Annotated in this window: 17 protein-coding genes and 3 pseudogenes; 13 read left to right on the forward strand and 7 right to left on the reverse strand. The window is 70.4% G+C overall.

Going from position 1 to position 25,409, the window contains the following annotated elements; translation table 11 throughout:
• Positions 1-71: 71 nt before the first annotated feature.
• Positions 72-719 (forward strand): annotated as a pseudogene (locus ACZ53K_RS20530) (glycoside hydrolase family 11 protein); the annotation flags it as partial.
• A 105-nt stretch (positions 720-824) separates the two neighbouring features.
• Here the strand turns inward: ACZ53K_RS20530 and ACZ53K_RS20535 are convergent.
• Positions 825-1,088 (reverse strand): annotated as a pseudogene (locus ACZ53K_RS20535) (response regulator transcription factor); the annotation flags it as partial.
• Between the two features lie 37 nt (positions 1,089-1,125).
• On the opposite strand from ACZ53K_RS20535, the gene ACZ53K_RS20540 reads away from it, so the two are divergent.
• Positions 1,126-1,515 carry a hypothetical protein gene (locus ACZ53K_RS20540; protein WP_468838361.1) on the forward strand — a complete coding sequence of 130 codons (390 nt, stop codon included), beginning with the start codon at positions 1,126-1,128 and terminating at the stop codon, positions 1,513-1,515.
• An 868-nt stretch (positions 1,516-2,383) separates the two neighbouring features.
• On the opposite strand, the gene ACZ53K_RS20545 is transcribed toward ACZ53K_RS20540, so the two are convergent.
• Positions 2,384-3,145, reverse strand: a complete 762-nt coding sequence (locus ACZ53K_RS20545; protein WP_468838364.1) for a MerR family transcriptional regulator — start codon at positions 3,143-3,145, stop codon at positions 2,384-2,386.
• A gap of 925 nt (positions 3,146-4,070) precedes the next feature.
• Positions 4,071-4,439 carry a hypothetical protein gene (locus ACZ53K_RS20550; protein WP_468838367.1) on the reverse strand — a complete coding sequence of 123 codons (369 nt, stop codon included), beginning with the start codon at positions 4,437-4,439 and terminating at the stop codon, positions 4,071-4,073.
• Positions 4,440-5,045: 606 nt separating this feature from the next.
• On the opposite strand from ACZ53K_RS20550, the gene ACZ53K_RS20555 reads away from it, so the two are divergent.
• Positions 5,046-5,240 carry a hypothetical protein gene (locus ACZ53K_RS20555; RefSeq protein WP_468838370.1) on the forward strand — a complete coding sequence of 65 codons (195 nt, stop codon included), beginning with the start codon at positions 5,046-5,048 and terminating at the stop codon, positions 5,238-5,240.
• A gap of 229 nt (positions 5,241-5,469) precedes the next feature.
• Positions 5,470-6,753: a hypothetical protein gene (locus tag ACZ53K_RS20560; protein ID WP_468838373.1), complete on the forward strand. Its 1,284-nt coding sequence runs from the start codon at positions 5,470-5,472 to the stop codon at positions 6,751-6,753.
• Positions 6,754-7,180: 427 nt separating this feature from the next.
• Here ACZ53K_RS20560 and ACZ53K_RS20565 read toward each other — a convergent pair whose 3' ends face one another.
• Positions 7,181-8,101: a helix-turn-helix transcriptional regulator gene (locus tag ACZ53K_RS20565; protein ID WP_468838375.1), complete on the reverse strand. Its 921-nt coding sequence runs from the start codon at positions 8,099-8,101 to the stop codon at positions 7,181-7,183.
• A 148-nt stretch (positions 8,102-8,249) separates the two neighbouring features.
• Between ACZ53K_RS20565 and ACZ53K_RS20570 the strand changes: the two genes are divergently transcribed.
• The 3 genes from ACZ53K_RS20570 (at position 8,250) to ACZ53K_RS20580 (ending at position 14,311) form a co-directional block, all read left to right on the forward strand.
• On the forward strand, positions 8,250-9,113 hold the full coding sequence (locus ACZ53K_RS20570; protein WP_468838377.1) for an aldo/keto reductase: 864 nt from the start codon (positions 8,250-8,252) through the stop codon (positions 9,111-9,113).
• 1,553 nt (positions 9,114-10,666) lie between these two features.
• Complete coding sequence (locus ACZ53K_RS20575) at positions 10,667-12,790, forward strand: bifunctional polysaccharide deacetylase/glycosyltransferase family 2 protein (protein WP_468838379.1); 2,124 nt, start codon at positions 10,667-10,669, stop codon at positions 12,788-12,790.
• Between the two features lie 96 nt (positions 12,791-12,886).
• Complete coding sequence (locus ACZ53K_RS20580; RefSeq protein WP_468838381.1) at positions 12,887-14,311, forward strand: LCP family protein; 1,425 nt, start codon at positions 12,887-12,889, stop codon at positions 14,309-14,311.
• 346 nt (positions 14,312-14,657) lie between these two features.
• Here ACZ53K_RS20580 and ACZ53K_RS20585 read toward each other — a convergent pair whose 3' ends face one another.
• Positions 14,658-15,938 (reverse strand): glycoside hydrolase family 18 protein, encoded by a 1,281-nt coding sequence (locus tag ACZ53K_RS20585; RefSeq protein WP_468838384.1) that lies wholly within the window; start codon positions 15,936-15,938, stop codon positions 14,658-14,660.
• Positions 15,939-16,475: 537 nt separating this feature from the next.
• Here ACZ53K_RS20585 and ACZ53K_RS20590 point away from each other — a divergent pair.
• Together ACZ53K_RS20590 and ACZ53K_RS20595 are read left to right on the forward strand one after the other, a co-directional pair.
• Positions 16,476-17,648 carry an acyl-CoA dehydrogenase family protein gene (locus ACZ53K_RS20590; RefSeq protein ID WP_468838386.1) on the forward strand — a complete coding sequence of 391 codons (1,173 nt, stop codon included), beginning with the start codon at positions 16,476-16,478 and terminating at the stop codon, positions 17,646-17,648.
• A 109-nt stretch (positions 17,649-17,757) separates the two neighbouring features.
• Positions 17,758-18,147 (forward strand): hypothetical protein, encoded by a 390-nt coding sequence (locus tag ACZ53K_RS20595; RefSeq protein ID WP_468838389.1) that lies wholly within the window; start codon positions 17,758-17,760, stop codon positions 18,145-18,147.
• A 93-nt stretch (positions 18,148-18,240) separates the two neighbouring features.
• Here ACZ53K_RS20595 and ACZ53K_RS20600 read toward each other — a convergent pair whose 3' ends face one another.
• A complete protein-coding gene (locus ACZ53K_RS20600) occupies positions 18,241-19,440 on the reverse strand; it encodes a threonine synthase (protein ID WP_468838392.1) in 1,200 nt (399 codons plus the stop codon).
• A gap of 314 nt (positions 19,441-19,754) precedes the next feature.
• Here ACZ53K_RS20600 and ACZ53K_RS20605 point away from each other — a divergent pair, with 314 nt between their 5' ends.
• Together ACZ53K_RS20605 and ACZ53K_RS20610 are read left to right on the forward strand one after the other, a co-directional pair.
• Positions 19,755-20,915 carry an Rv3169 family protein gene (locus ACZ53K_RS20605; RefSeq protein WP_468838395.1) on the forward strand — a complete coding sequence of 387 codons (1,161 nt, stop codon included), beginning with the start codon at positions 19,755-19,757 and terminating at the stop codon, positions 20,913-20,915.
• A pseudogene (locus ACZ53K_RS20610) lies at positions 20,912-22,006 on the forward strand (phosphotransferase family protein); the annotation flags it as partial. The gene ACZ53K_RS20605 and the pseudogene ACZ53K_RS20610, both read left to right, overlap by 4 nt.
• Positions 22,007-22,100: 94 nt before the next feature.
• On the opposite strand, the gene ACZ53K_RS20615 reads toward ACZ53K_RS20610, so the two are convergent.
• Entirely contained in the window at positions 22,101-22,514 is a 414-nt protein-coding gene (locus ACZ53K_RS20615; protein ID WP_468838446.1) for a hypothetical protein, read from the reverse strand.
• 215 nt (positions 22,515-22,729) lie between these two features.
• Here ACZ53K_RS20615 and ACZ53K_RS20620 point away from each other — a divergent pair, with 215 nt between their 5' ends.
• On the forward strand, positions 22,730-23,170 hold the full coding sequence (locus ACZ53K_RS20620) for an Lrp/AsnC family transcriptional regulator (protein WP_026170119.1): 441 nt from the start codon (positions 22,730-22,732) through the stop codon (positions 23,168-23,170).
• A gap of 86 nt (positions 23,171-23,256) precedes the next feature.
• Entirely contained in the window at positions 23,257-24,897 is a 1,641-nt protein-coding gene (locus ACZ53K_RS20625) for an amidohydrolase (protein WP_468838398.1), read from the forward strand.
• The last annotated feature ends 512 nt before the right edge of the window (positions 24,898-25,409 follow it).

The raw sequence follows: 25,409 nt of genomic DNA on the forward strand, positions 1-25,409 counted from the left end.
ACCGAAGAGGAGAACACCCGGACGTGAATACACTCGCCCACGCCCGAATACGTGAAAACCGCCGTCTCGGCCTGTCGGCCAGAGGCACCTGTGTGCTGGCACTGACGGCCCTGCTGTCCCTGCTCTTTCCCGGTACCGCCAGTGCCGGACCCGTCATCGCGACGAACAAGACCGGCATCCACGACGGTTACTACTACTCGTTCTGGACCGACAGTCCTTCGACGGTGTCCATGGACCTGACGTCCGGCGGCAGGTACAGCACCTCGTGGCGAAACACCGGTAACTTCGTCGCCGGCAAGGGTTGGGAGACCGGCGGGCGGAAGAGCGTCACCTACTCCGGAAGTTTCCGCCCTTCCGGCAACGCCTACCTGACGCTCTACGGGTGGAGCACCAACCCCCTCGTCGAGTACTACATCGTCGACAACTGGGGCACTTACCGGCCCACCGGCACCTACCAGGGCACGGTGACCAGTGACGGCGGCACCTACGACATCTACCGGACGACCCGCGTCGACGCCCCCTCCATCGAGGGAAGGAAGACGTTCGACCAGTACTGGAGTGTCCGGCGGTCGAAGCGTACGGGCGGCACCATCACCACCGGCAATCACTTCGATGCCTGGGCGCGCCACGGGATGCGCCTCGGTACCTTCCACTACATGATCATGGCGACGGAGGGTTACCGCAGCAGCGGAAGCTCGAACATCACAGTGAGCGCGTCCCCTCACAAGACGCGGCGGTAACTGAGTGGCGCGCGGAACCCCACCGCGGTTGCGCGCGCCACGCAGTGCGCTGATGGGCGCCGGCCAGTGGGTGATCGTGCGGGCTCAGCCGGTCCGTACGGGGGGCTCGCAGTTCGACCAGCCTCCGCGTTCGGGGGTGCCGTTGAGCAGCCTGGCCCGCTCGGCGAGCAGCGCCGCCTGGACACGGCCGGCCACCCGCAGCTTGCTCAGGACCGAGCCGACGTGGTCCTTGACGGTGCCCGCACTGAGGTGGATGCGTATGCCGATCTCGACGTTGGACAGGCCCTCAGTGACCAGCATGAGCACGTTGCGTTCGCGGTCGCTGAGCAGGGCCATCAGCGCCTCGTCGTCGACCACCACCAACCGGAGCACACCCGGCCCGCCGGTGAATGGTGGACATGCCGTCACGCTGGCCCTGACGGCTGCCCTGATCTCCAGCGGTATAAGCAGTCCACTTGCGCTGGCCGGGGTGATCGGCTGCTGGGCTGTCTTCGCCTGGGGCCTCACCCCGCCCATCCAGGGCAGCATCCTTACGGCGGCCGGTCCGGCCTCCGGCATGACCACGCTCGCCTTGAACATATCCGGCCTCTACCTGGGCACCGGAGTGGCCGGAGCCCTCGGCGGCACCGTGATCGACACGATCGGCATCCGGCACGTGCCGCTTGCGGCCACCGTCTTGATGGCGCTGTCCTTCGCGATGACGCTGCTTCCCTCGCCCCCCATCCGACGGCACACCGCCTGTATCGACCCGGCACCGGAGCGCGCGGATGTCTGACCTCGGCGGACGTCCCCGGGAAGGATGGGAACTTCGGACGACGCACGCCCCGAAGCCTTGGCGGGAGCGACCCGCCCTACCCGGGCTGTCTGACGGGTGCGGATACATTCGCCGCCGGACTCTAAGAAGTCACCCGGCTCCGGACCAGCGGGACCCGGCCGGCCCAACCATAGGGACACAGCACGCGGACCGTGGCGCCGCTCAGGGCGTCCGCGTGGGGGAGTACTGGAGGATCCATCTGGAGGTTGCCACTCTTTTGCGGCAGCGAGGGGCATCGCGGCGCGCCATGCTGTCAGGTCAGGCCCGAAGGTGGATATCACGGCTGGATCCGTCAGATTCCGGAGCGGGCCACAGAACAGGTAGCCCGGTGCGCCTCACCGCAAGCGCTTCGCTGTCGTTGTCAGCAGCGCCGTACTGGCAGTTCTGGGGTGACGCGGAGCGCACCGCAGGGTGATCGCAAACCTGCCTCAATGGCGTGGGCGCCGGACACTCACGTCAGGCCGTCACAGGTCCAGCGACAGCCGTAGTTGAAGGCATGGGCCGCCGGGTCCTCCAAGGCCGCCGTGGAGCCCACCCGGTTGGTGCGGACCTTGGTGCGGTCGGCCTCGACCGTCGCCTTGGGACCACCCCGTCGTTGGATCGTGACTGGGCCAGGTGGTGGCCTTCGCCGACGTGCTGGGGTGCGCCGGCCACGGCCCGGGAAGCTGGTACTGGTAGTCGCCTCGCAACTCTGACCGATACCGCTCCTGGTTGTGTACGCGCCGCTCCGCAACCGCCAGGGTGGCGCTCAAACCCTCACAGCTGGCTCTCGGAGACGGACCGCCCCGGCCGGGCCGCCGCACCCCCGTGACGGCGGCCCGGGCCCGGCTCAGCGGAGCCGAGTTGCGGCGTACGCCTCGATGGCGGCCCGCTGGTACGCGGCCAGGCCCGGCGCGATCGACTCATACGCCGCGTACCAGTGTTCGTTCTCCACGCAGCAACGACCGATCGCGCGGTACTCCTCGGCGGTGGCTGCCCGGATCCGGGCCAGCGTCCGGTACTGTGCGTCGATCTCTGCCTGCACCGCGTCGGCGTCAGCGGCCAGGCCGGCGGCCAGCAGCTCGGCCAGCCGGATCATCTGTGCCGTGCGCTCGCGCTCGTCGGCCTCGCTCTCGGCCTTGCTCAGCGCCGCGGCATGCCGTTCGACGGCCCCGGCCAGTTCCGGGAAACCGTGCAGGGCCTTCATGCACTGGGATGACCGGATGCCCTCGAACAGGTTCTCCGGCCGGCTGATGCTGATCATGTCTGTGCCGTCCTTCCTGGACTGTTCCAGTTCGGCGATCGTGCGGGCGACGGTGCCGGCCAGGACATCCAGCCGGTCGCGCTCGGCGAGCAGCCGACGGTGATGGCCCCGCAGGGCCGCCAGCTCGTCGACCTGCGCGGCCAGGATCCGGCCTATCTCGGGCAGCCCCAGGCCCAGCGCCCGCAGCACGAGAACCTGCTGCAGCCGCAGCAGTTGACGCTCCTCGTAGTAACGGTGGCCGTTGGCACCGATCCAGGCCGGCGACAGCAGACCGATCTCGTCGTAGTGCCGCAGTGTCCGGGCCGTCACTCCCGACACCCGGGCGACCTCCGCGATCGGCCAGGCCATCGCCGCCTCCCCCACACGTGCTGCATCGGGCCGGAATCTCCGGCTCTTCTCAGGACGGTAGCGGCTTCCGCTGCGGCAGCTTCAAGCCCGGTTCTCAGGCTCCCAGGTCACGCGCCGATCGGCGGCCGCCCGAACGGTGACCTCGATCGGCCTGCTTGCAAAACCCGGTGCTGTCGAAACTCGTGAACATTCTTGTCCCGGCCCCGACGGCCTGGTGCCTTCCGAACCAGTATTGAACTGCTGACGTTTCTCGTGAACAGAGCCAGCACCGCGTGGGCGGGACCACATCGTCTGTGGAGCCCCCGAGGCCGGGTTTAGGGATGGGTGCGGCCTATGTTCGGTGGCGAGATGATGTTCTTGCATTACCTGCGAGAACAGCAAAGGCGTGGACCAAGAGGTCGATGTCCGCATCAGACCGGAGGGAAGACGGCCATTGCCGTACTGCCACTGCCCCAAACCGTCACATGGTGGCCAGGATGAGACTCGGACATCTCGGTGACCTCGGCCCCCAAGGGGTGCCCCGGGCGCCTCGGTGACAGGCAATTGAGCGGTGTCAGTGGCAGATTTACGTTGGTGCCGGCCGAGCCTGGTTCCGACGGTTGAGTGTTGCCGCACGTCGGGACGGTCGCAGACGACGGGGCCCGATGCGCAACAGCACGTCCATTCCGGTCACTCTTCCACGACTCCCGCTGATTGAGCCTTCCGATTCCCGGCCGACCGTTCATGCTCTCTGCGACGTCGATGGCGCCACGTAACTGTGGCTCACCGGTATGGAGTTCCTGCGGGCCCCGAAGGCCGCCGGCGGCAAAGCGTCCACCAGCACGAAGAATACGGCCAAGAAGACCGCAGGGAAGAAAACCACCAGCAGACGAGCCGGGTAGCAGAGCCGGAACGCCCCACCCTGCCGAAGCGGCGGGGAGGGGAGCTACCTGGTGTAGCGGAGGTATACCTTCCAGGCGCTCGCCTTGAAGTGGTACCGGTCACCTGGCCTCAAGGAGAAGCCGGTCCACCGGCCCTTCCCGCACACCCGCGAGGACAGGTCGGTGTCGCGCAGCTGGCCGTTCTTGTACCAGCGAACCATGATCTGGACGCACCACCCGTCATTGGCGTTGTCCTTGACCCAGCCCCTGGCTCCGTATCCGTTGAGCTGGTCGACGTGATAGACCGAGCTCGGCCGCTTGGCGCTCTGTGCTTTCTCGGTGGCCGGTGAAGCAGCGGCAGTTCCGGCTCCCGTCGCGATCACCAGGGCGCTTGCCAACGCCATTACCGGGACGACCTTTTTCCACGCATTCATGAGCTGGACTCCTTCGTGCGCCGTATGCCCCAGACGGGTCACAGCATCGCTCCTCCCAAGGGCTCGGGAGTGTGATCGACTGTAGGCGTCAAAACAGTTCGTATGTAGGGCTGTTGACCGGCGTGAGGGGTCGTCCAGGGGCGCACGGTCGGCGTGCAGAAGGAAGAAACGCGAGCCACCTTTGCTGCCTCCCCGGAATTCCCGCCGCCCCATACCGCACGGGCGGTACGCAGCACCCGGGGCACCTGGGCAGGTGGCGCGCCCCGGCACCGACGCCTTGCCGGACCTCGCGGACGGGTAGCGGGGGCCCGTCCCGCAGGTAGGCGACCAGTCGGCGCTCGGCCCGGCGCCGCCGCGCCACCCACACCAGCCGCAGCACAGACCCCGCAGCTTGCGCAGCCTCAGCACCCGGTCGGGCAGGCCGGCGAAGGCGGTCCCAGTGGGCGGACAGGCTTGCCGACGTGGACCGCCGGGACCTGTCCCTGCTGATCTGGACCCACGTAAATCCGTACGGCCGGTTCGATCCGGACACGAACAGTCGCCTTGATCTGAATTGGTTCATCCATGAGGCAGTGCCCCGCCCGTGCACTCCGCAGAAGGGGGGAGGTGCTGCTGTACGGGCGCCTGCTCAAGGACCGCTTCACGGCGTACGACCTGACCCGCTGTCTGGAACTGACCGCTACCTCGGAGGACAACGGCGTCCTGGACGCGCTCGCACACGCCCGCTGCCACAAACACCTGCGCGACCACCGCCCGGAGCGGTACAAGGACGGCCACCCGGTCGACATCTCGCCACGCTGAACCGGCAGAAGGCCGTACGGACGAGCAACTGCTGGCCTGAGAGGACGTCCCGGGTTGCCGGCGCGATCACTCTGCAGTTCGTTCCGGGAGGGGTGGCAGTGACGCGGGCGCGGATCGGAATAAGCCCCTCTATGATCATTTTTGGCCAGTTCCAGGCTCTCGCCACCGCCCCCGTGGCCGCTACGTTCACCCCTTGACCGAACACACACGACCAGGGGGAAGGGCAACGATGCGCCCCATAGGACCCGCGAGCCGCATCGGCAGATCACTCATGGCGGTGACCGCTACGGCGGCCGCCTGGGCGGTCACCGCCACGGGCCTTGCCGCCTCACCTGCTGCGGCAGCACCCACCACCACGACGGCGCAGACGCCCGCGCCCGGCGACACCTGTACGGCGGCCGACCTCGGCACACGCCACCCGTACATCAAGACCACCGAAGTCTCCCCGACGATCACCCACTTCAAGGGCTGGTACGTCACCGAGGGCACAACGGGCACCCAGACCGTCACCACCACCACCCAGACGACCATCACGGTCTCCGTCGGTCTCAACGGCAATGTCGAGGGCGGTTTCGGCACCGAGGCCCTCGGTAAGGTCGGCGCGAGCCTGGGCCTGAACGTAAAGGTCGATTACACCTCCACCAGCACCGAGTCGAACGCGGTCACGTGGAACTTCAACCAGCCCGGCTATTACGGCGCCTACAAGGGCACCAAAAAGGTCACCGGTACCTACGCAAGCCTCAACTGCAACCGCGTCCAACAGGGCGGCGGCAGTTGGGCGTTGAAGTGGACCGAAGGGCCCGACGGCGGCAACTTCACCACTTACACCACCCTTGAGGAAGGCGCGGTGCGCTGCCAGGACCAGGTGCCCGCAGGCAGCATCATGGCCAAGGCACAGGCCCTCCTCGACTGCGGCTCGGCCGCCGCGAAGGCCGAGCATCCGGCGGGTGCGGTGGCGCCGACGGCGAAGCAGGTGCGGGACCGCCTCGTGCAGCGCCCGGCTCCCGCCAGCCGCACCTCTGCCGAACAGCCCAGGGCCACCGGGCGTAGCGCGCGGGCCGCTCTCGACTGCCAGGCCGAGGTCTACAAGATCGCTGTACCCGGCAAGCCCCTGTCCTGGGGCGCGCCGCTCCTGGCGGCCGACGGTGTCCGCCTGCGGCCCTCGTCGATCTTCAGTGCCCACCTGGACAACTGGCGCCTGTGTAACGTGACGGAGCGCAACGGCGTCCTTGAGGCGTCCCTGTGGAACTGGGGCAACGGCGGGTGCGCGACCATCGCCTCGCAGAACGCGTCCACCGAACGGGCGGTCCTGCAGACGGCCTCCTGCGCGGAGGACGACCTCCAGCGGTTCTACATCTACCGCGACGTACCCGGCAGCTCGAAGATCGGTGTGCAGAACAAGTACACCGGCTCCATGATGGGCCACGACCGGTACGCGGACGGGGAGTTCATACGCCAGTACTCCAGCGGCAGGCAGGACGGTACGGGTACGTACACCCTGATCGCAGTCTGACGGCCAACACCCCGTGAGCGGTCCCGCACGTGAACCCCCTACTTCCCGGTTTCGTGCGGGACCCTCCGGGCCCGGCCTTGGGGACCAGTGGAACAGTCGATGTCGGCTGTTCCACTGGCAGTGGTGCTCAATGTGCGCCGTGGATGCGACGGCACCGACGAGACGACAGGCGGACTCCTCGTTCACGGCGTGCGCGGCAAAGGCTTCGACCGCGTCCCCATGCAGCCACACGCCCCCCAGCCTTCGCGCCCGTGGGCCGTCGTACACGTCGTGCATACCGCCATTGCATTCCGGGAAGAGCCTCACGCACTGCCACTGCTCTTGCCGCCGAGCCTGACCAGAGTGGTCCTGCCCCGGCGTCCCGCCACTGTCCACGCCCGCAAGGGGCGTGTCATGAACGAGATCGGTAAGGACGTGGGCCGCGAGATCAGTGCGGCCCGGGCTGAGGGGAATGGCGGGTGGGCTGTGCCGCCCGAGACTGTGTAGCTGCCCAGATGGCGAGGAGTTCGAGCCGGTCCTCGGATGCGGTGCCGGGTTCGACGGTGTAGATGATCAGGTCGTGCACGGCTCGGCCCGGCAGGGGCAGGTCGAGCGACTGGAAGGTCAGGTCCAGGTGGCCGACGTCGGGGTGCTGGAGTCGTTTGACGCCGTCGTGGCGCATCAGGACGTCGTGCGCGGCCCATCGGCTGCGAAACTCCGGGCTGAGGGCGGACAACTCGCCGACGAGTTCGCGCAGTGCCCGGTCACGGGGCTCGCGCCCGGCCTCGGCGCGCAGCAGGGCGGCGGTGGCGCCGCCGGCGGCGCCCCAGTCGACGAAGAAGTCATGTGCACCACGGTCGAGGAAGACATAGCGGGCGATGTTGGGGCGGCCGCGCTTGTCGACGGTGGCACTGTCGAACATCGGCGCGAGCAGGGCTCGGGCCAGGGGATTGCCGGCGACGATGTCCGTGCGGCCGTTGCGTACGAACGCCGAGGACATCGTCATGGAGTCGAGCAGCCACTGGACCCGGGGCGGGACATCGACGTCCCTGCGACGCGGCGGCGTGCGACTCGCGTGCCGCGATGACCGGGCCAGGTCGAACAGATAGGTGCGTTCGTCGTCGTCCAGCCGCAGGACACGAGCGACCGCGTCAAGGACATCTTCGGACACGCCGCCGATGTGGCCCTTCTCCAACCGCGTATACCACTCCGTGCTCACACCGGCAAGGACGGCGACCTCCTCGCGCCGCAGCCCGGCGACCCGGCGACGGACGCTGGTCGGCAGTCCGGCCTGCGCCGGGGTGATCCTGGCGCGTCGGCCGACAAGGAAGTCCCGGATTTCGCCGCGGTTTCCGGGCTGCTGATCCATGTCATGCAGGGTAGCCGCCGGCCACGGCGTGAGGGGGGTTGAGGTTGTACCCCCCATAGAAGCGGCCTTCTCCGGTGGCGGCGATCGCGGTCTCCTGGGGTTCGATCGTTCCGACACGGTCCCCGAGAACAAACAACGGAGACAAGACATGACGAGCAAGGCGCTGACTGTGCCGGCGGTGGCGTTGGGCACATGGGCCTGGGGAGACAGCGGCGAGGCAGGCGACGGCTGCTTCGGCAGTCAGCTGAGCGAGTCCGGCCTGCGAGAGGTCGTCGAGAAGGCGCAGTCGAACGGGCTCACCTTGTGGGACACCGCCGTGGCGTACGGCATGGGCCGCTCGGAGACTGCCCCCGCCCAGGCACTGACGGGCTATCACCGCAGCGAGTACCAGCTGTCGACGAAGTTCACCCCGCAGATCTCGGGCGACGGCGACGATCCGGTCGGGGACATGCTGGAGCAGAGCCTCGACCGCATGAGTACGGACTATGTGGATCTCTTCTGGATCCATAACCCTGCCGACGTGGCACGATGGACGCCGCCTCTGATCCCGCTGCTCAAGAGCGGCAAAATCAAGCATGTCGGCGTCTCGAATCACAACATGGAGGAGATCGCTCTTGCCGATCGGATCCTCGGCGAGGCCGGCTTCCGCGTGGAGGCGGTCCAGAACCACTACAGCCTCCTGCACCGGAGCTCTGAGCGCGCGGGCATCCTCGACCACTGCCGCAAGCACGGCGTGCGGTTCTTCTCCTACATGGTCCTCGAACAAGGAGCGCTGACGGACCGGATGGGGGCGATCGGCAAGGAACGAGGCGCGTCCGCCGCCGATGTCGCCACCGCCTGGGCCATCGCCAAGGGGACCACCCCGATCATCGGGGTCACGAAGGCGGATTACCTCGACGGGGTGGTCCGAGCTCGCGGCATCGAGCTCGCCGACGAGGAGATCGCGGAACTGGAGGCGCTGGCGGACGCCGCAGACGTCGACACGCGCGGCTGGTGGGAGCACGAAATGTAGCAGCGGTCGGAACCGAAGAAGGGACCGCGTCGTGGAGCGACGATGACCTGGTCTTCGTCTCCGAGGAGGGTACGAGGCGACCGTCCTCGCCAGGCTACGGCGGGCTGGAGGCTGAGGTCTGTGGCTTGCCGGTGGGGCCGCCGGGCCGGCGGCCCGGTGTGCGCACATCCTGTCGCGACGCGAGCCCGCCAACGACCGTATCTGTGCACGTAAGTGAGGGCGACCGCTGGCGTGCGGGCGGGGCGCGGGTGGCTGGCGCCCTGACGGAAGGGCTTCTGTTGCTCCGATCTTTGGGAGTGCGGAAACAATCATCCTTGTCGCGAATGCGCACGATGCACTCATCGGCCGTTCCGGCCTGGGAGTTCATGTATACGCGGAGTCCCGCACTGAGGAGAACTGATGAAGCGCCGCAGCCCGCTCTGCTCCCTGCGGCGCTCGTCTGGACGAGGCAGCGTCTTCGAGCGTGGTGGCCCGGTGCGTCCTGGAGTGGGCGGGTGACCTGGACGCCGCGCAACTGGCTCGCGATGTCGTCCGTTCCGTTCCGTTGTGTTGGTCGGTGGCCCTTGGGTGAGCCGTCGGCGAAACCTTCCGGGAGCTCGGGAAGTCGCGGTCGGGGCAGGTCGCCGCGGTCTCGAAGCTCCTTGTTCGGCCTGGGGCGGGAGGCGCGGCGGAGATCAGGCGCCGGGCAAGGATGGAGCGCGTCGCGACGTCGAGTGTGATCGTGATTTCGGCGTTGTAAATGTCGTTTATCGCGAGGTGAAGGCCGGAATGGCCTGTTGCCGAGCCACCCGGGGGCGCGAGTAGGGTCGGGGGGCTGCGTGATCACTGAGGGCTGCACCCTGTCCTCCCGGCCCTTGTGAGGGCACATGTGTACGTGGCCTTCCCGGCCCCACCCGGGAAGGGCGCATGGCATGCGCACGTACGGGAAGCGTCCGTACGCGCCGGGCACCGGGATGCGGCGCCGACGTCTCACGGGCAGTACAGCGGACCCCCGGGTCCGTATCCCCCACACACAAAGAGTCGCGCGTGCGCGGCCGCAGATCAGGAGTACCGGTGCAGGGCATCCCCCACATAGCCAGCACACCGCACGACGGGCGATTGTCGTCCGTACCCCCTGCCCGCAGGGAGCAGTACCCGGCGCAGCAAACGGGGTGGGACATGACACAGCGCATGCCACACCAGGGCGCGGCGCCTCGCGTGCCCCCGGCGGCACGGCGTCCCGAGGCCGCCGCCCGACCTCCCGTCTTCATCTCCCAGTCGGGTTGGCGCAGGCGGACGCTGCAAGGCGTGGCGCTGGCCGTGGGCTGCACCTGCCTCGGGTATCTGCTGTTCGTCGGCATGCTGATCAGCGGACTCCGGCAGCCCGTCGGCACGCACCCGCCGAGTATGAACGGACCGGTGCCTTCCGGTCCGGACACCGGCACGTCGCAGTACGGCCGCGGCGCACCGGTCCGAGCCGAGTCACACCGGCCGTCCGCCAGGGCCCGAGTGGACCGCGACAACCGCCGCCCGCCGGCCGGCAGATCCGCCCCGTCGGCCGGAGGCCCGAAGCAGTGAGCCGGCACGCCGCCGATGTGCGGCGCCCGCCGCGCGGACACTGGCTCGTGCTCCTGCTGGTCCTCCTGGTGGTCGCCGTCACCCTGGTCTTCGAGGGCTGGACGACCCATCAGGTCGATGCCGCGCGTACCAAGCCGCCATGCACCCGGCCGATCCCGCGTGAAGCGGACGACGGGAAGCCGCTGCTGCGGTTCGGCCCGGAAGGAGTCGCCACCGCGGCCATGCCACCGGGGACCGTCGCGCTCACCTTCGACGGCGAGCCCGACCCGGTGTGGACGCCGCGTCTGCTCGACCTGCTGCGCAAACACCATGCGCGGGCGACCTTCTTCGTCTACGGGAAGGACGCGGCTCGGAACCCGGAGCTGGTGCGGCAGATCTTGCGCGAGGGGCACGAGATCGGCTCGTACACCTACAGCGGCGGCGACCTCGGTGTCGCCTCACCGCTGCGCGCGCGGCTCGAACTGCCGCTCACCCAGACCGCTTTCGCGGGTGCGGCCGGCATCAATACCACCCTGTTGAGGCTGCCGCACACCACGGCCGCGGACACGCTCTGCGGGCCCGAGTGGCCGGCCGCGAAGCGCGCGGCGGCGCAGGGGTATCTGGTGGTCGCCTCGGATCGCAAGGACCGCAAGCCGTGGCGGGGGGTGGTGACGCAGCACAGCCAGACCGACCTCGGCTACCACGAGGCCAGAGATCTGCTGGAGGACCGCAGCGTGAAGCGGTTCACCACTATCAGCGGCGGACTCGGCCGTTCCTCCTTCCTCGAAGAGGCTCCGGTCACCGAAGAGATCAAGGGGGAGGGCCTGATCTGGTCACAGCGGCTCGGGCACGCCTTCCTCACCGTGATGGTGTGGGCGTTGACCCTCACGGGTGTGCTCGGCGTCCTGCGGATGCTCCTGTTCGCGCTGTTCGCCCGGCTCCACGTACGCAGGCTGCGCCGGTACCGGCCCGGCGCACCACGGCTGCGCGCGGTGCAGGACCCGGTGACGGTCCTGGTGCCGGCGTACAACGAGGAGGCCGGTATCGCCTCCACCGTGTACTCGCTGCTCGCTTCCACCCATCCGCACGTGCAGATCATCGTGATCGACGACGGCTCGACCGACTCCACCGCCGACATCGCCGAGGGCATCGACGATCCGCGGGTGACGGTGATCCGGCAGCCCAACGGCGGCAAGCCCAGCGCCCTCAACACCGGATTGGCGTACGCCCGGCACGACATCGTCATCATGGTCGATGCGGACACCATCTTCGAACCCGCGGCGCTGGCCCGGCTGATCCAGCCGCTCGCCCACCCGGCGGTCGGCGCGGTCAGCGGCAACACCAAGGTCGGCAACCGGCGCAGCCTGATGGGCAAATGGCAGCACCTGGAGTACGTCCTCGGCTTCAACCTCGACCGGCGGATGTTCGAGGTCCTGGAGTGCATGCCGACGGTTCCGGGGGCGATCGGCGCCTTCCGCAGGGACGCGCTGATGGGCATCGGCGGTGTCAGCGACGAGACCCTGGCCGAGGACACCGACCTCACGATGGCGCTCTGGCGGGCCGGCTGGCGCGTCGTCTACGAGGAGTCGGCGGTGGCCTGGACCGAGGTGCCCAGTACCGTGCGACAGCTGTGGCGCCAGCGCTACCGCTGGTGCTACGGCACCCTCCAGTCGATGTGGAAGCACCGTCATACGGTGAAGGAGGTCGGCCCCGCCGGACGCTTCGGCCGTCGCATGATGCTCTACGTCACGCTGTTCCAGATCGTGCTGCCGTTGTGCGCGCCGGTCGTGGACCTGTTCGCCCTCTTCGGGGCGCTGTTCCGCGACCCCGGGGAGGCCGCCCTCGTCTGGTTCGGTTTCCTCGCCGTCCAGTTGGTCACCGCCGCGTACGCGCTGCGGCTCGACCGCGAGCGGCTGCGCGTGCTGTGGGTGCTGCCGCTCCAGCAGTTCGTCTACCGGCAGTTGATGTACCTGGTGGTCATCCACTCCGTGATCACGGCGCTGCTCGGCACCCGCCTGAAGTGGCACAGCATGAAGCGCACCGGAACCGCCGACCCGTATCTGCTCGGATCACCGGCCGGAGAGACGTCCGGAGATTCGCTGGAGGAACTGCCCCCGCGGCGGAGCCTGTCGTCGCAGTGAGGGGACGGGGTGGACGGGAGAGGACGGAGAAGACGGGAGGGGAACCGGTGAGCGGCCGCGCGAGTCCGACCTGGGACATGACCGAGGGAGCTGACCATGACAGACCCGCTTGACCAGCGGGCCGGACGCACCACACCCACAGGGGAGCAGAGCTGGCACGGCGACGCCGGGAGTGGTCCCGTGCACCGGGGGCCGGTACGGGTGACGGGCGACCTGTGGCGCCCGGAGCCGGGGGGCGGCCGGGGCCAGTACGTCGAGCCGAAGCCGTATGCCGATCCAGATCCGGACGCTGATCCAGATGTGCACGCCGATCCAGACCTGCACGCTGATCCGGATCCGCACGCCGGCCAGGGCCCGTACGCAGCCCCGGAAGGCACCGCCGCGCGTGAGCGGTTCGCCGAACGCCCCAGTTCGCGCTACGGGCCCCGGCGCGCCCACGCCCGGCAGCCGAAGAAGCGCAGGAGGCTGCGGCGGGCGGTGCTCGTCCTGCTGGCTGTGGTGGTCGTCGCGGCGGGCGGCACGTACGGCTGGGCCGAGACCCGGCTGCAACGTGACGTCGACCTCGGCGCGTACGGGGACCGGCCGCCGCCCGGTGAGGGGACCAACTACCTCATCGTGGGCTCGGACAGCCGCGACGGACTCTCGGCGGGCGATGTGGAAGACCTGCACGCCGGCGGGGGTGGCGGCCGGCGCACCGACTCGATGATGCTGCTGCACTCCGGGGCCCGGGGAACCAGCATGGTCAGCCTGCCGCGCGACTCCTGGATCACCGTGCCCGGCCGCCTCGACACGTCGACGGGCAAGACCAAGCGGCCTGAGAGGGACAAGCTGAACGCCGCCTTCTCCTACGGCGGCCCCGAACTGCTCGCCCACACCGTCGAGAAGAACACCGGGCTGCGCATCGACCACTACGCGGAGATCGGCTTCGCCGGGTTCGTGAATATCGTCGACGCCATCGGCGGCGTCCGGATGTGCCTGGACCGGGACATCAAGGACGAGAAGTCGGGCGCCGACCTGCACAAAGGCTGCCACACCCTGAGCGGCAAGCAGGCGCTCGCCTTCGTCCGCCAGCGGCACCAGGAGAGAGAGGGCGACCTGGGCCGGTCGAAGAACCAGCAGAAGTTCCTGTCGACCCTCGCCCACCAGGCCGCCCAGCCCGACACCCTCTTCGACCCGACGGAGATCGGTCCGGCCATGCAGGCCGGGCTCGACACGCTCATCGTCGACAAGGACATGAGCCTGCGTGAGCTCAGCAGGATCTTCCTCGCCGTACAGAGCGTCGCGGGCGGACACGGCAAACAGATCAATGTGCCCGTGTCCGGCATCGGCGTCCCCACGCCCAAGGGCAACGTACTGAAGTGGGACGCCAGGGGCTCGGCCCGGCTCTTCGAGGACCTGCGGTACGACCGGCCGGTGACGGAGACGGGAAAGACGTCCCGGCACCGGGGCGGCTCCGTCAGCCACGCGCCGTCACGCGACGACCGCCCGCAGCAGCAGGAAGAGCAGCGGACCGACAGGTGACGGCAGGTGGGAGGTGAGGAATCCCCGTCGGCTGGTTCCGGCGGGGATTCCTGCGTTCGCGGATGCGACTGGTGCGTGGTGTTTGACGCGCTTGTCGTGCTCCGGCTCGCTGCTTTCGACGGCGTAGCCACCCCACCAAGACAGCGGATTTGAAATCGACCGGGAGACGGCTGGGAAAACCGTGCGGGCCGGGCATCGACGGCGCGTGCGCGCCCACTGCCGCCGCGTCGCTGTGACCTGGTGTCTCCCGCAGCGGTACGGCCTGTCCGCCACCGTACCGGGGGAGGCGGACAGGCCACGGAGCGCAGCCCGGACCGAGAGAATCAGCGAGCGATGCCGGGACCGCCTACTTGATGGCCTTGATCAGCTCACCGTTCGCCGTGTCGCCGCTCAGTTCCCAGAAGAACGTGCCGCCCAGTCCCTGCTGGTTCTTGTACGCCATCTTGGTACCGATGGTCTGCGGGGTGTCGTAGCTCCACCACTGGCTGCCGCACTTGGCGTACGCCGTGCCGCCGACCTTGCCGGTTGCCGGGCAGCGGGTCTTGAGGAGCTTGTAGTCCTCGATGCCGGCCTCGTACTTGCCGGGCGCCGCGCCGGTTGCCGTGCCGCCCGGTGCGTCCTGTGTCACGCCCTGCCAGCCGCGGCCGTAGAAGCCGAGGCCCAGCAGGAGCTTGTTGGCCGGGACGCCCAGGCTCTTGAGCTTCTTGATGGTGTCGGTGGTGTTGAAGCCGGCCTTCGGGATGCCGTTGTACGAGGTCAGCGGGGAGTGCGGGGCCGTCGGGCCCTTGGCGTCCCAGGCGCCGAAGTAGTCGTACGTCATCGGGTTGTACCAGTCGAGGTACTGCGCGGCGCCCTTGTAGTCGGCGGCGTCCAGCTTGCCGCCGGCCGAGGCGTCGGCGCTGATCGCGGCCGTCACCAGCTTGCTGCCGAACTTCGAGCGGAGTGCCTTGGCCAGGTTGGTGAACGCTTCGCGGCCGCTGGTGTCGCAGGTCAGGCCGCAGGCGTTCGGGTACTCCCAGTCGATGTCGATGCCGTCGAAGACATCGGCCCAGCGCTTGTCCTGGACGAGGTCCAGACAGGACTGCGCGAAGGCGTTCGGGTTCTTGGCGGCCTGGGCGAAGCCGCCGGACCAGGTCCAGCCGCCGAAGGACCAGATCACCTTGAGGTTCGGGTGCAGCTTCTTGAGCTTGCGCAGCTGGTTGAAGTTGCCGCGCAGCGCGCCCGCGTCCCAGGTGTCGGCCTTGCCGTCGACGCTCTGGTCCGCGGTGTAGGCCTTGTCGTAGTCCGCGTACGCGTCGCCGATGGTGCACTTGCCGCCCTGGACGTTGCCGAAGGCGTAGTTGATGTGGGTCAGCTTGTCGGCGGAGCCGGACGTCTGGATGTTCTTGACGTGGTAATTGCGGTCGTAGACGCCCCAGTTGGTGAAGTAGCCGACCACCTTGTTGCCGGCGGCCTGAGTGCCGGCCGGCTGGGCGGCGGCCGGTGCGGCCGCGGGGGCGGCGGCGCTGCCGGCGGGGTCGGCGGCGGCCGTGCCGGCGAACAGGGTGCCGGCCAGGGCGGCCGTACACAGCGCGGTGGTGGCGGCGATCAGCCGGCGCGGCGATCGCGTACGGAGGGGTCTGGGCATGTCGTCTCCTCGGAGGGGGGTCGAGGGCGGTGCGGGACGGACACGCGTTCCGAATTGGCATGGACGCGTTGAGTGTTGCGGGGAGAACGTAGAAGGACTAGACCAGTGTGGTCAATGGTTTGGACCAATTTCGCGGTGTGTACAGGTTCTGTTGGTTGTGGGGTGTCGGGGGTGGGCGGGGGGCGGTACGGGCGTGCCGGCTCGGTGAGGGGCTGGTGGGAGGCCGTACGAGGGGGGCGTGCGGTTTCGGGTGGCGGTGCGGCGGTCGGCGTACCGTTCGTACGGGGCGGTGTGCGCGATCGGGCACGGAAGCGAGCGGTTCCGGCGCCGGTGAAGTCCCCGGCAACCCGGACAAGATCTCGATCAACCAGTGACGTGAAGCCGTCGATCGGGCATACTCACAGCGCCACAGCTGCAGGTCACCGCCCTCCGCGATCCGGTGGGAGATCATCTGCCGAGCACTGTGTGAACAACCGGCGGCGCCGCCACACCCTCGCGGGCGCCGTCGCAGCGCCCGACAGGGAGGAGAGCGCCGCCATGACCGAGTACGGCCCCCGGCCGGTGGACCGCAGGCTGCCCACAGAGGAGGCCCGCGACCTGCTGATCTTGGTGCGGGACCTCCTCGAGCGCGAGATCGAGCCGGTCGCGGCCGAGCAGGAGGAGGCGGGACGGTTCCCCCGGGAGACCTTCGCCCTGCTCTCCGAGTCCGGGCTGCTCTCCCTCCCGTACGCGGAGGAGTTCGGCGGCGGGGACCAGCCCTACGAGGTCTACCTCCAGGTCCTGGAGGAGCTGGCCGCGGCGCGGCTGACCGTGGGCCTCGGCGTCAGCGTGCACACCCTCGCCTGCCACGCGCTCGCCGAGTTCGGTACGAAGGAGCAGCGCGCCGCCCACCTGCCCGCCATGCTCGGCGGCGGCCTCCTCGGGGCCTACTGCCTCTCCGAACCCTCGTCCGGCTCCGACGCCGCCTCCCTGACCACCCGGGCGACCCGCGACGGGGACGTCTGGACCCTGGAGGGCACCAAGGCGTGGATCACCCACGGCGGCATCGCCGACTTCTACACCGTGCTGGCGCGCACCGGCGGCAAGGGCGCCCACGGCATCACGGCCTTCCTGGTGCCCGGCGACGCGGAAGGGCTGAGCGCCGCCGCGCCCGAGCGCAAGATGGGCATGAAGGGCTCGCCCACGGCCCAGCTGCACTTCGACGGCGTACGGATCCCCGACGCGCGCCGCATCGGGGATGTGGGCCAGGGCTTCGCCGTCGCCCTGTCCGCCCTGGACTCCGGCCGCCTCGGCATCGCCGCCTGCGCGATCGGCGTCGCCCAGGCCGCCCTGGACGAGGCGCTGGAGTACAGCGCCTCCCGTCAGCAGTTCGGCCGCCCGATCGCCGACTTCCAGGGCCTGCGCTTCATGCTCGCCGACATGGCCACCCAGATCGAGGCCGGCCGTGCCCTCTATCTGTCCGCCGCCCGCCTCAAGGACGCCGGACTGCCGTTCTCCAAGGAAGCGGCGATGGCCAAGCTGTTCTGCACCGATGCCGCGATGCGGGTCACGACGGACGCCGTCCAGCTCCTCGGCGGGTACGGCTACACGCTCGACTTCCCGGCCGAGCGCTATATGCGCGAGGCCAAGGTGCTCCAGATCGTCGAGGGCACCAATCAGATCCAGCGCATGGTTGTCGCACGGCACCTGGCGGGGCCAGAGTCCCGCTGAGCGGCGGGGGAGGGGAGGGAGAGGCCGTTTTCGGGGGCGGTAGGTGGTAGATGGTGGGCGGGCTGGGAGCTGTCTGCCGCTGTCAGGTTCGGTCCGGTGAGGTGTCCCGGTGAGGGATGATCGACGCGTCCGCCGCCTCGTCGTGGGTGAGGTCGTCTGGCACTGGGCCGTCCGGCAGCGGATGAGGCCCGTTTACGCCGATTGCCGCGTCACGCTCTCCTTCTTCACCGGCGGATCGAGGGGGGAAGCCAAGCGCCGCTTGTCCTTGGTCTTCGCCCCGCACCCGACCGGAGCGACCGGAGTGGTCTCGTGCGGGTACTTCGGGTCGGGTACCGTCGTGCGTCTTCCGGACCGCTGTCACCTCAATCTCCACGAGCCGGGGACGGCTCGTCGGTTCCTGGAGGCCGCCGCACCCCTCCTGGAGCTGCGGCCCTCGGAACAGAGCCTGGAAGTGGACGGCTGGGCCTACTTCGCCGAGGCCGCGGACAGCCGTCCGTGAACACCTCGCCCGCCGGATCCGGACGGCACCCCGAGGCGACCGTCCTTATCGTCGGCGCCGTCCGGCGGTGACCTCACCCGCCCCGCGGGAACCTCACCCGCCCGCCGCCCCCGGTCCCATCTCCTTCATGCCCGTCGCCGTGCCGATCGCCACCACCAGTTCCGGCAGCTCGCGCAGCATCCGGCGGGCTACGGAGATCGCCACGGCGGAGGATGCCTCCAGCAGCAGACCCTGCTCGGCGAGGCGGCGTTGTTCGGCCACGAACTCCTTTTCCGCCACTGCTACGGCCGTGCCGCCGGATCGCCACAGTGCGTCCAAACCCTGCCAGCACGGGCGTTCCTCGCCGAGGGAGAAGGCGGCGGTGCGGTGGCTCTCCACGCGGGTGCGTTCCTGGGCCGCGCGGTCGGCGTGGCGCAGGGCGGCGGTGAAGGGTGCCGCGCCGGCGGGTTCGGCGGCCACCATGCGCGGGGCCGCGGACACCAGGCCGGCCGCGGCCAGTTCGCGGAAGCCGCGTTCGATCCCGGAGAGCAGGTCGGCCCGGCTCGTCGGGACGACCACCGCCCCGATCCGCCGCCCGGCGAAGTCGCGCGCCAGCTCGTACGCCACCGACTTGTACCCCTCGTCGGCGTACGGATTGCCGCCGGGGGAGGGCGCGGAGAAGCTGGTGAGCGGGTACCAGCCGTGCTCCTCGACGGCCCGTGCCATCGCGGCGTTACGGGCCTTGAAGCCGCCCTCGCACCGCACCTGTTCGGCGCCGAGCAGGTCGATCTGCGCGGCCAGGGCGGGCGGCATGCCCCAGTCGGTGAAGACCACGCACCGCAGCCCGGCCCGGCCCGCGTAGGCGGCCGCCGCCGCGCCCGCGTTGCCGGAGGACGCGGCGACCACCGTGTCGGCGCCGGTCTCCAGCGCGGCGGCCACGCCCACGGCCATGGCCCGGTCCTTGTGGGAGCCGGTCGGGTTGCCGCCCTCGTACTTGACCCACAACTCGCTGCCGCACTCCGGCGCGTGTCCGTCGCCGAGCGCGGCCGGGTCGGTGCGCAGCCGTATGTTGGGGGTGTCGCCCTCGCCGAGGGTCACCGGCGGGCCGCTGACCGGCAGGGTCTCCGGCCAGCCCCATGGGCCGCCCGGGTACGAGGACAGTTCCAGGCCCTCCAGGTCGGCCAGCGGCGGCATCGCGTTGACCCCGATGTCCTCCGCGGCGCACCGGGGACAGCCGGTGAACCCTCTCACCTCCAGGCCGCAGCGCAGACAGTGCAGGCTGCTCGGGCCCTGCGCGGAGCTGGCCGTCGTCATGGTGTCCCCCTCGTTCCGTCGCCGTTTCGTCGCCGGTGTCCGCGATGGCCTTCGGCCCCACTGTACGGTGGCGGGTTCGCCGTACAGCACAGCCGGGGCTTCGTGTCCGTGGCCGCTGGTGGGTGGGGTGGGTGGCGGGCGGGCGTTGTCTTGGCGTGGTGGGTTCCCTGCTTCGGGGCGGGTACGGCTCTGGTCCCGGCCCGTGTTCCTGACGTACCGTCAATTCCTTTCGCGGAAACGGTCGCCGTGGCGGGCGGAGTCGCCCGCCCTGTGGCCGCCGGCCCGCGCCCGCTCGCGCGTCCTGGAGGTGTTTCGTGACCGACCGCCCGATCGCGCTCGACGAATACCCGATCCACCAGGTGCCGCTGTCCATGCGGCACGTCGCCACCGGCGACCGCAACGCGTACGACCGCTGCATCTTCCACGTCCTGGACCACACCGGCCGCGCCCTGCTCGTCGCCGGCCTCGGTGTCTACCCCAACACCGGTGTCATCGACGCCTACGCCACCCTCCGGCTCGGCGACCGCCTGCACGCCGTGCGCGCCTCCGACGCGCTCACCGACGACCGCCTCGCCCTCGCCGTCGGACCGTTGACGATCACCGTCGACCAGCCACTCGCACGGCTTCGGCTGCACTGCGCCGCCGACCCGGCCGATCCCGACGGTCTTTCCTATGACCTTGAATGGCGTGCGGACTTTCCGGCTGTCTGGGAGCCGCACCATACGCAGTACCGCGGCGGGCGGCTCGTCCTGGAGGGCCGCCGGTTCGTCCAGGCGGGGAGCTGTACCGGCACCATCCGCGCCGCCGGCGAGGAGCTGGCCGTCACGGCGGGGGAGTGGACCGGCACCCGTGACCGCAGCTGGGGCGTGCGGCCCATCCCCGGCGAGGAGGGCGGCCGTGCGGCCGAGGAGGCGCGGCCGGAAGGCTTCCACTGGATCTGGTGCCCGGTCCGCTTCGACGACCACTTCGTGATGGTCATCGTCCAGGAGGACGCCGACGGACACCGTACGCTCAACGAGGCCCTGCTCGTCCGCAACGGCAGCCCTGACGTCCAACTCGGCTGGCCGTACGCCGACATCACCTACCGGCCGGGCACCCGGCAGCCCGAAAGGGCCGTTCTCCACCTGACCGACCCGGCCCGCAAGCCGCTCGAACTCGCCGCCGACCTCCTCACCTCCTCGCCCCTGGCCGTCGGCGCGGGCTATCCGCCCGCCGACGACTGGCAGCACGGCACCTGGCGCGGGCGCGGCTGGACCGACCGCCGCACCTACGACCTCGGCGACCCTGCCGTCCATCCTCTGGCGGCTTACGGCGTCACCGACCACGCGGCCCGCTTCTCGCTCGGCGGCCGCACCGGGTACGGGATCTTCGAGCACGGCAGCTTCGGCCGCCACGACCCCAGCGGCTTCACCGGCTACGCCGATCGCGCACCGGCCGGTGCGCGGGCCGCCCGGCCTGCCGAGGACCGGTCATGAGCGGCGTGCCCCGGCCCCGGACCACCACCCGCGACCCCGGCGAACTGACCCGGCGCCTGTCCACCTGGCTGGCAGCTCGTCTGCCCGGAGCCCAGGCGGTCGCCGCGACCGTCCCCGCCTCCAACGGCATGTCCAGCGAAACTTTGCTCTTCGACATCGACCACCCCCGTCCGCCTGCCCGCTCCTGCGCGCTGCGCCTCGCCGCCGACCCCGCCGCTTACACGGTATTCCCCACCTATGACATGGCCCGCCAGTACCGCACGATGCGCCTGGTGGCCGAGCACACCGACGTGCCCGTGCCGCGCACCCTGTGGCTGGAGGAGGATCCGGCGCCGCTCGGTGCGCCGTTCTTCGTGATGGAGCGCGCCGAGGGCCGCGTACCGCCGGACGTCATGCCCTATACGTACGAGGGGAATTGGCTGCACGCCGCCACCGACGCGGAGCGCGCTGACCTGGAGGCGTCCACGGTCTCCGTTCTCGCCCGTCTTCACGACCAGGTGCCCGCCGAGGAGACGGAGTTCCTGGCCCTGCCCGGCAGTGGCAGCGCGCTGCGGCGGCATGTGGCGGCCCAACGGGCCTACTACGCGTGGGTCGTCGAAGGACGAGAGCCGTCCCCGCTGATCGAGCGCGGCTTCGCCTGGCTCGCCGGTCACTGGCCGCCGGAGGAAGCGGAAGCCGATGAGACCGTGCTGACCTGGGGCGATGCCCGGATCGGCAATATCGTCTACGACGGCTTCACGCCTGCCGCCGTACTGGACTGGGAAATGGCCGCGCCCGGCCCGCGCGAACTCGACCTCGGCTGGATGATCTACCTCCACCGGTTCTTCCAGGACCTGGCGGAGAGCGGCGGCCAGTGCGGTCTGCCCGGTCTGCTGCGCCGCGACCGCGTCGAGGAACGCTATGCCGGGCTCACCGGCCACACCCCGCGCGCCATGGACTTCCACACCCTCTACGCGGCCCTGCGGCACGCCATCGTCATGCTGCGCGTGGCGTACCGGCAGGTCCACTTCGGGGAGGTGCCCGTACCGGCTGACCCGGACGGGCTGATCATGCACCGGGCAGCGCTGGAGGCGATGATCGAGGGCCGCTACTCGTGGGGGCCGGACACGGCCCCGGCGGCGCTCCGGGAGCACTGCGGAGATGACGCGGGAGCGGCTGCCCGCTTCCGCCGGACGGACGCGGGCCTCAGGGCCGGCGCATCCGCGGCACGCGCGTCGGCCGTGTACCCGGCCCGCCCACGTGCGAGAACGGCTGCCGGCGCCAGTCCAGGCCCTCCGGCAGGGTCAGCAGTACGCCGGCGTCCTGCTCCTGGGCCTCCAGCGAGTCGTCCGCTGAGGGGGCGTCGGCCAGCGGCCGTCCCGAGCCCTCGCACACCGTCAGGCAGAAGGGATCCCACGGCGTCGGGCACAGCGCGTGCTCGGGCAGGGTGTCCTCGTCCGCCAGCATGGCGATCGGCTGGGCGCAGTCCGGGCACGCCACCCGGAAGATCTCCAAGGTCTCGAAGGAGTCGTACGGATCGTCCTCGCCGGCGAAGCCGGGACTGTCGCCCTCCTGGGCGTCGAGGCTGAGCGGCGCGGATTCGGTCTTCAGACGTCGCATGATGGTTCCCCCTCGGGTGGGCCGCGCGGGCCGCCGGCTTCCTGTGACGGGCGGCTCCGGCCAACACGAGCAATTCCCCTCATGCCTCGCGCATAATCGCCGAGCCCCACGGGATACGGGGTCACGGGTGTGGCATTGGTCACACGATGGGCGCGGACGGGTCCACGATCCGGCGTACGGTGCGCACACGCGCCCGGGCACAGTAGGTTGATCGTGTGGAGGAGCTGGACCGACAAATCGTGGATCTGCTCGTCAAGGACGGGCGGATGAGCTACACCGACCTGGGCAAGGCCACCGGCCTGTCCACTTCGGCGGTGCACCAGCGGGTGCGCCGTCTGGAGCAGCGCGGTGTCATTCGCGGCTATGCCGCCATCGTGGACCCGGAGGCGGTGGGGCTGCCGCTGACCGCGTTCATCTCGGTGAAACCCTTCGACCCCAGCGCCCCGGACGACATCGCCGACCGGCTCGCCGAGGTGCCCGAGCTGGAGGCGTGCCACAGCGTCGCGGGCGACGAGAACTACATCCTCAAGGTGCGGGTGGCCACGCCTCTGGAGCTGGAGCACCTGCTGACCCGTATCCGCACCCTGGCCGGGGTCTCCACGCGGACCACGGTCGTGCTGTCCACGCCGTACGAGGCCCGGCCGCCGCGCATCTGACGCGTACCGGGTGGGCCTGCCGGGCGGGCGTCAAGATCCCGACCCCGCGCGCGGGCCCGCCGTCCGCAGGGGCCAAACTGTCCGCTATGAGTGAGCGCACCCCCGATCCGGCCCGGCCCCGTACCGTCCTGCTGCGCGGCGGGGAGGTCCACAGTCCCGCCGACCCCTTCGCCACCGCCATGGTGGTCGAGGGCGACAGTATCGCCTGGGTGGGCGAGGAGGGCGCGGCCGACTCCTTCGCCGACGGCGTGGACGAGATCGTCCACCTCGACGGCGCACTCGTCACCCCGGCGTTCACGGACGCACATGTGCACACGACGGCCACCGGCCTCGCGCTCACCGGCCTGGACCTGTCCGGGGCCGGCACGCTCACCGACGCGCTGGCCCGGGTACGGGAGCACGCCGCGGCCCGCCCGGCCGACCGGATCCTCCTGGGGCACGGCTGGGACGCCACCGCCTGGCCCGAGGGCCGCCCGCCGTCCCGCGCCGAGCTGGACGCGGCCACCGGCGGCCGCCCGCTCTACCTGACCCGGGTCGACGTGCACTCCGCGGTCGTCACCACGGCCCTCCTCGACCTCGTACCCGGCGTCCGCGGCCTGCCCGGCTTCCACGCCGAGCAGCCGCTGACCGGCGACGCCCACCACGCCGTACGGGCCGCCGCGTACGCCACCGTCACCCCCGCCCAGCGCGACGCCGCCCAGGCCGCGGCCCTCGCGCACGCCGCCTCCCGGGGCATCGGCACCCTCCACGAGTGCGCGGGGCCCGACATCTCCAGTGAGGACGATTTCGTCGCCCTGCTGGCCCGCGCCGCCCGTGAAGCCGGCCCGCGCGTCGTCGGCTACTGGGCGGAAACCGTCACGAGCGCAAAGGATGCCGACCGGGTACGCGCCCTCGGCGCGATCGGTGCCGCCGGTGACCTCTTCGCCGACGGCTCCCTCGGTTCACACACCGCGCACCTGCACGCCCCGTACGCCGACGCCGACCACACCGGCACCGCCCACTTGGACGCCGTCGCCGTCGCCGCACACGTCGCGGCCTGCACCGAGGCCGGACTCCAGGCCGGGTTCCACGCCATCGGGGACGCCGCGCTGACCGCCGTCACCGACGGCGTACGGGCCGCCGCCGACCGGGTCGGCCTGGGCCGCGTCCGAGCCGCCCGGCACCGCGTCGAGCACGCCGAGATGCTCACCGAGGCCACGGTCGCCGCGTTCGCCGAATTCGCCCTGACCGCCTCCGTACAGCCCGCCTTCGACGCGGCCTGGGGCGGCGAGGACGGCATGTACGCCGCCCGGCTGGGCATCGAGCGCGCCCGCACCCTCAACCCGTACGCCGCCCTGCTGCGCGCCGGCGTCCCGCTCGCCCTCGGCTCCGACAGCCCCGTCACCCCGCTGGACCCGTGGGGCACCGTGCGGGCCGCGGTCTTCCACCGCACCCCCGGGCACGGCATCTCCGCCCGCGCTGCCTTCACCGCGCACACCCGCGGCGGCTGGCGCGCGATCGGCCGCGACGACGCGGGCATCCTGGTGCCCGGCGCGCCCGCCGATTACGCGGTCTGGCGGACCGGCGACCTCGTCGTGCAGGCTCCTGACGAGCGGGTCGAGCGCTGGTCCACCGACCCCCGCTCCGGCACCCCGGGACTGCCCGACCTGACCCCCGGCCGGGACCTGCCCGTATGCCTGCGGACGGTGGTCGGCGGACGCGCCGTGTACGGGCGGCCGAACGAGTGACTTCACGCGGGCGCGTACCCCCGCGGTACGCGCCCTGGGCGCCTGCCCCGCTTGGGAGAGCGGGCGCCTGCCTGGGGCGACGCGAAAACCACGCGGTCCGGGCAACTGTTGACAGCAGACGGTCGGCGGCCGGTAGGTTCGGCCGAGTCCACCACAGGACGTCCGACCGGGAGACCTCCGCGCAGTCGTCGAACGCAGCTGGGCCATGGGACGGTGAGCCGCACCGGCACACCGCCACTGGGAGCCAGGTCCAGCATCTGCGGCACGGGGACGACGGAAAGGTTTCGGCTGGATGGGGGTCCCTCCCCGCTCGTCAAGAGCGAGGGGGAAGGTGCGACCCGGGTGGGGCCCGGTTGCTCAGTAGACAACGGCTTTCGGTCGACCCGCAGCCAGCGGGTCCCAGGTCGGCCCGAAGGGTGCCGGGCCCCGATCCGCACCGCGCGGCGGTGCCGTTCCGCCCCGCCGTGCCACGGGCGGCGCACGTTATACCTTCCGCGACCCCCGGTCCGCAA

It is taken from the genome of Streptomyces sp. NPDC033221 (genome assembly GCF_055577005.1).

Coding starts and splice junctions, on each gene's coding strand:
- ACZ53K_RS20545 (WP_468838364.1), bottom strand. CDS start 3,145: ATGGCCTGGCCGATCGCGGAGGTCGCCCGGGTGTCGGGAGTGACGGCC.
- ACZ53K_RS20550 (WP_468838367.1), bottom strand. CDS start 4,439: ATGAATGCGTGGAAAAAGGTCGTCCCGGTAATGGCGTTGGCAAGCGCC.
- ACZ53K_RS20560 (WP_468838373.1), top strand. CDS start 5,470: ATGCGCCCCATAGGACCCGCGAGCCGCATCGGCAGATCACTCATGGCG.
- ACZ53K_RS20565 (WP_468838375.1), bottom strand. CDS start 8,101: ATGGATCAGCAGCCCGGAAACCGCGGCGAAATCCGGGACTTCCTTGTC.
- ACZ53K_RS20570 (WP_468838377.1), top strand. CDS start 8,250: ATGACGAGCAAGGCGCTGACTGTGCCGGCGGTGGCGTTGGGCACATGG.
- ACZ53K_RS20580 (WP_468838381.1), top strand. CDS start 12,887: ATGACAGACCCGCTTGACCAGCGGGCCGGACGCACCACACCCACAGGG.
- ACZ53K_RS20585 (WP_468838384.1), bottom strand. CDS start 15,938: ATGCCCAGACCCCTCCGTACGCGATCGCCGCGCCGGCTGATCGCCGCC.
- ACZ53K_RS20590 (WP_468838386.1), top strand. CDS start 16,476: ATGACCGAGTACGGCCCCCGGCCGGTGGACCGCAGGCTGCCCACAGAG.
- ACZ53K_RS20600 (WP_468838392.1), bottom strand. CDS start 19,440: ATGACGACGGCCAGCTCCGCGCAGGGCCCGAGCAGCCTGCACTGTCTG.
- ACZ53K_RS20615 (WP_468838446.1), bottom strand. CDS start 22,514: ATGCGACGTCTGAAGACCGAATCCGCGCCGCTCAGCCTCGACGCCCAG.
- ACZ53K_RS20625 (WP_468838398.1), top strand. CDS start 23,257: ATGAGTGAGCGCACCCCCGATCCGGCCCGGCCCCGTACCGTCCTGCTG.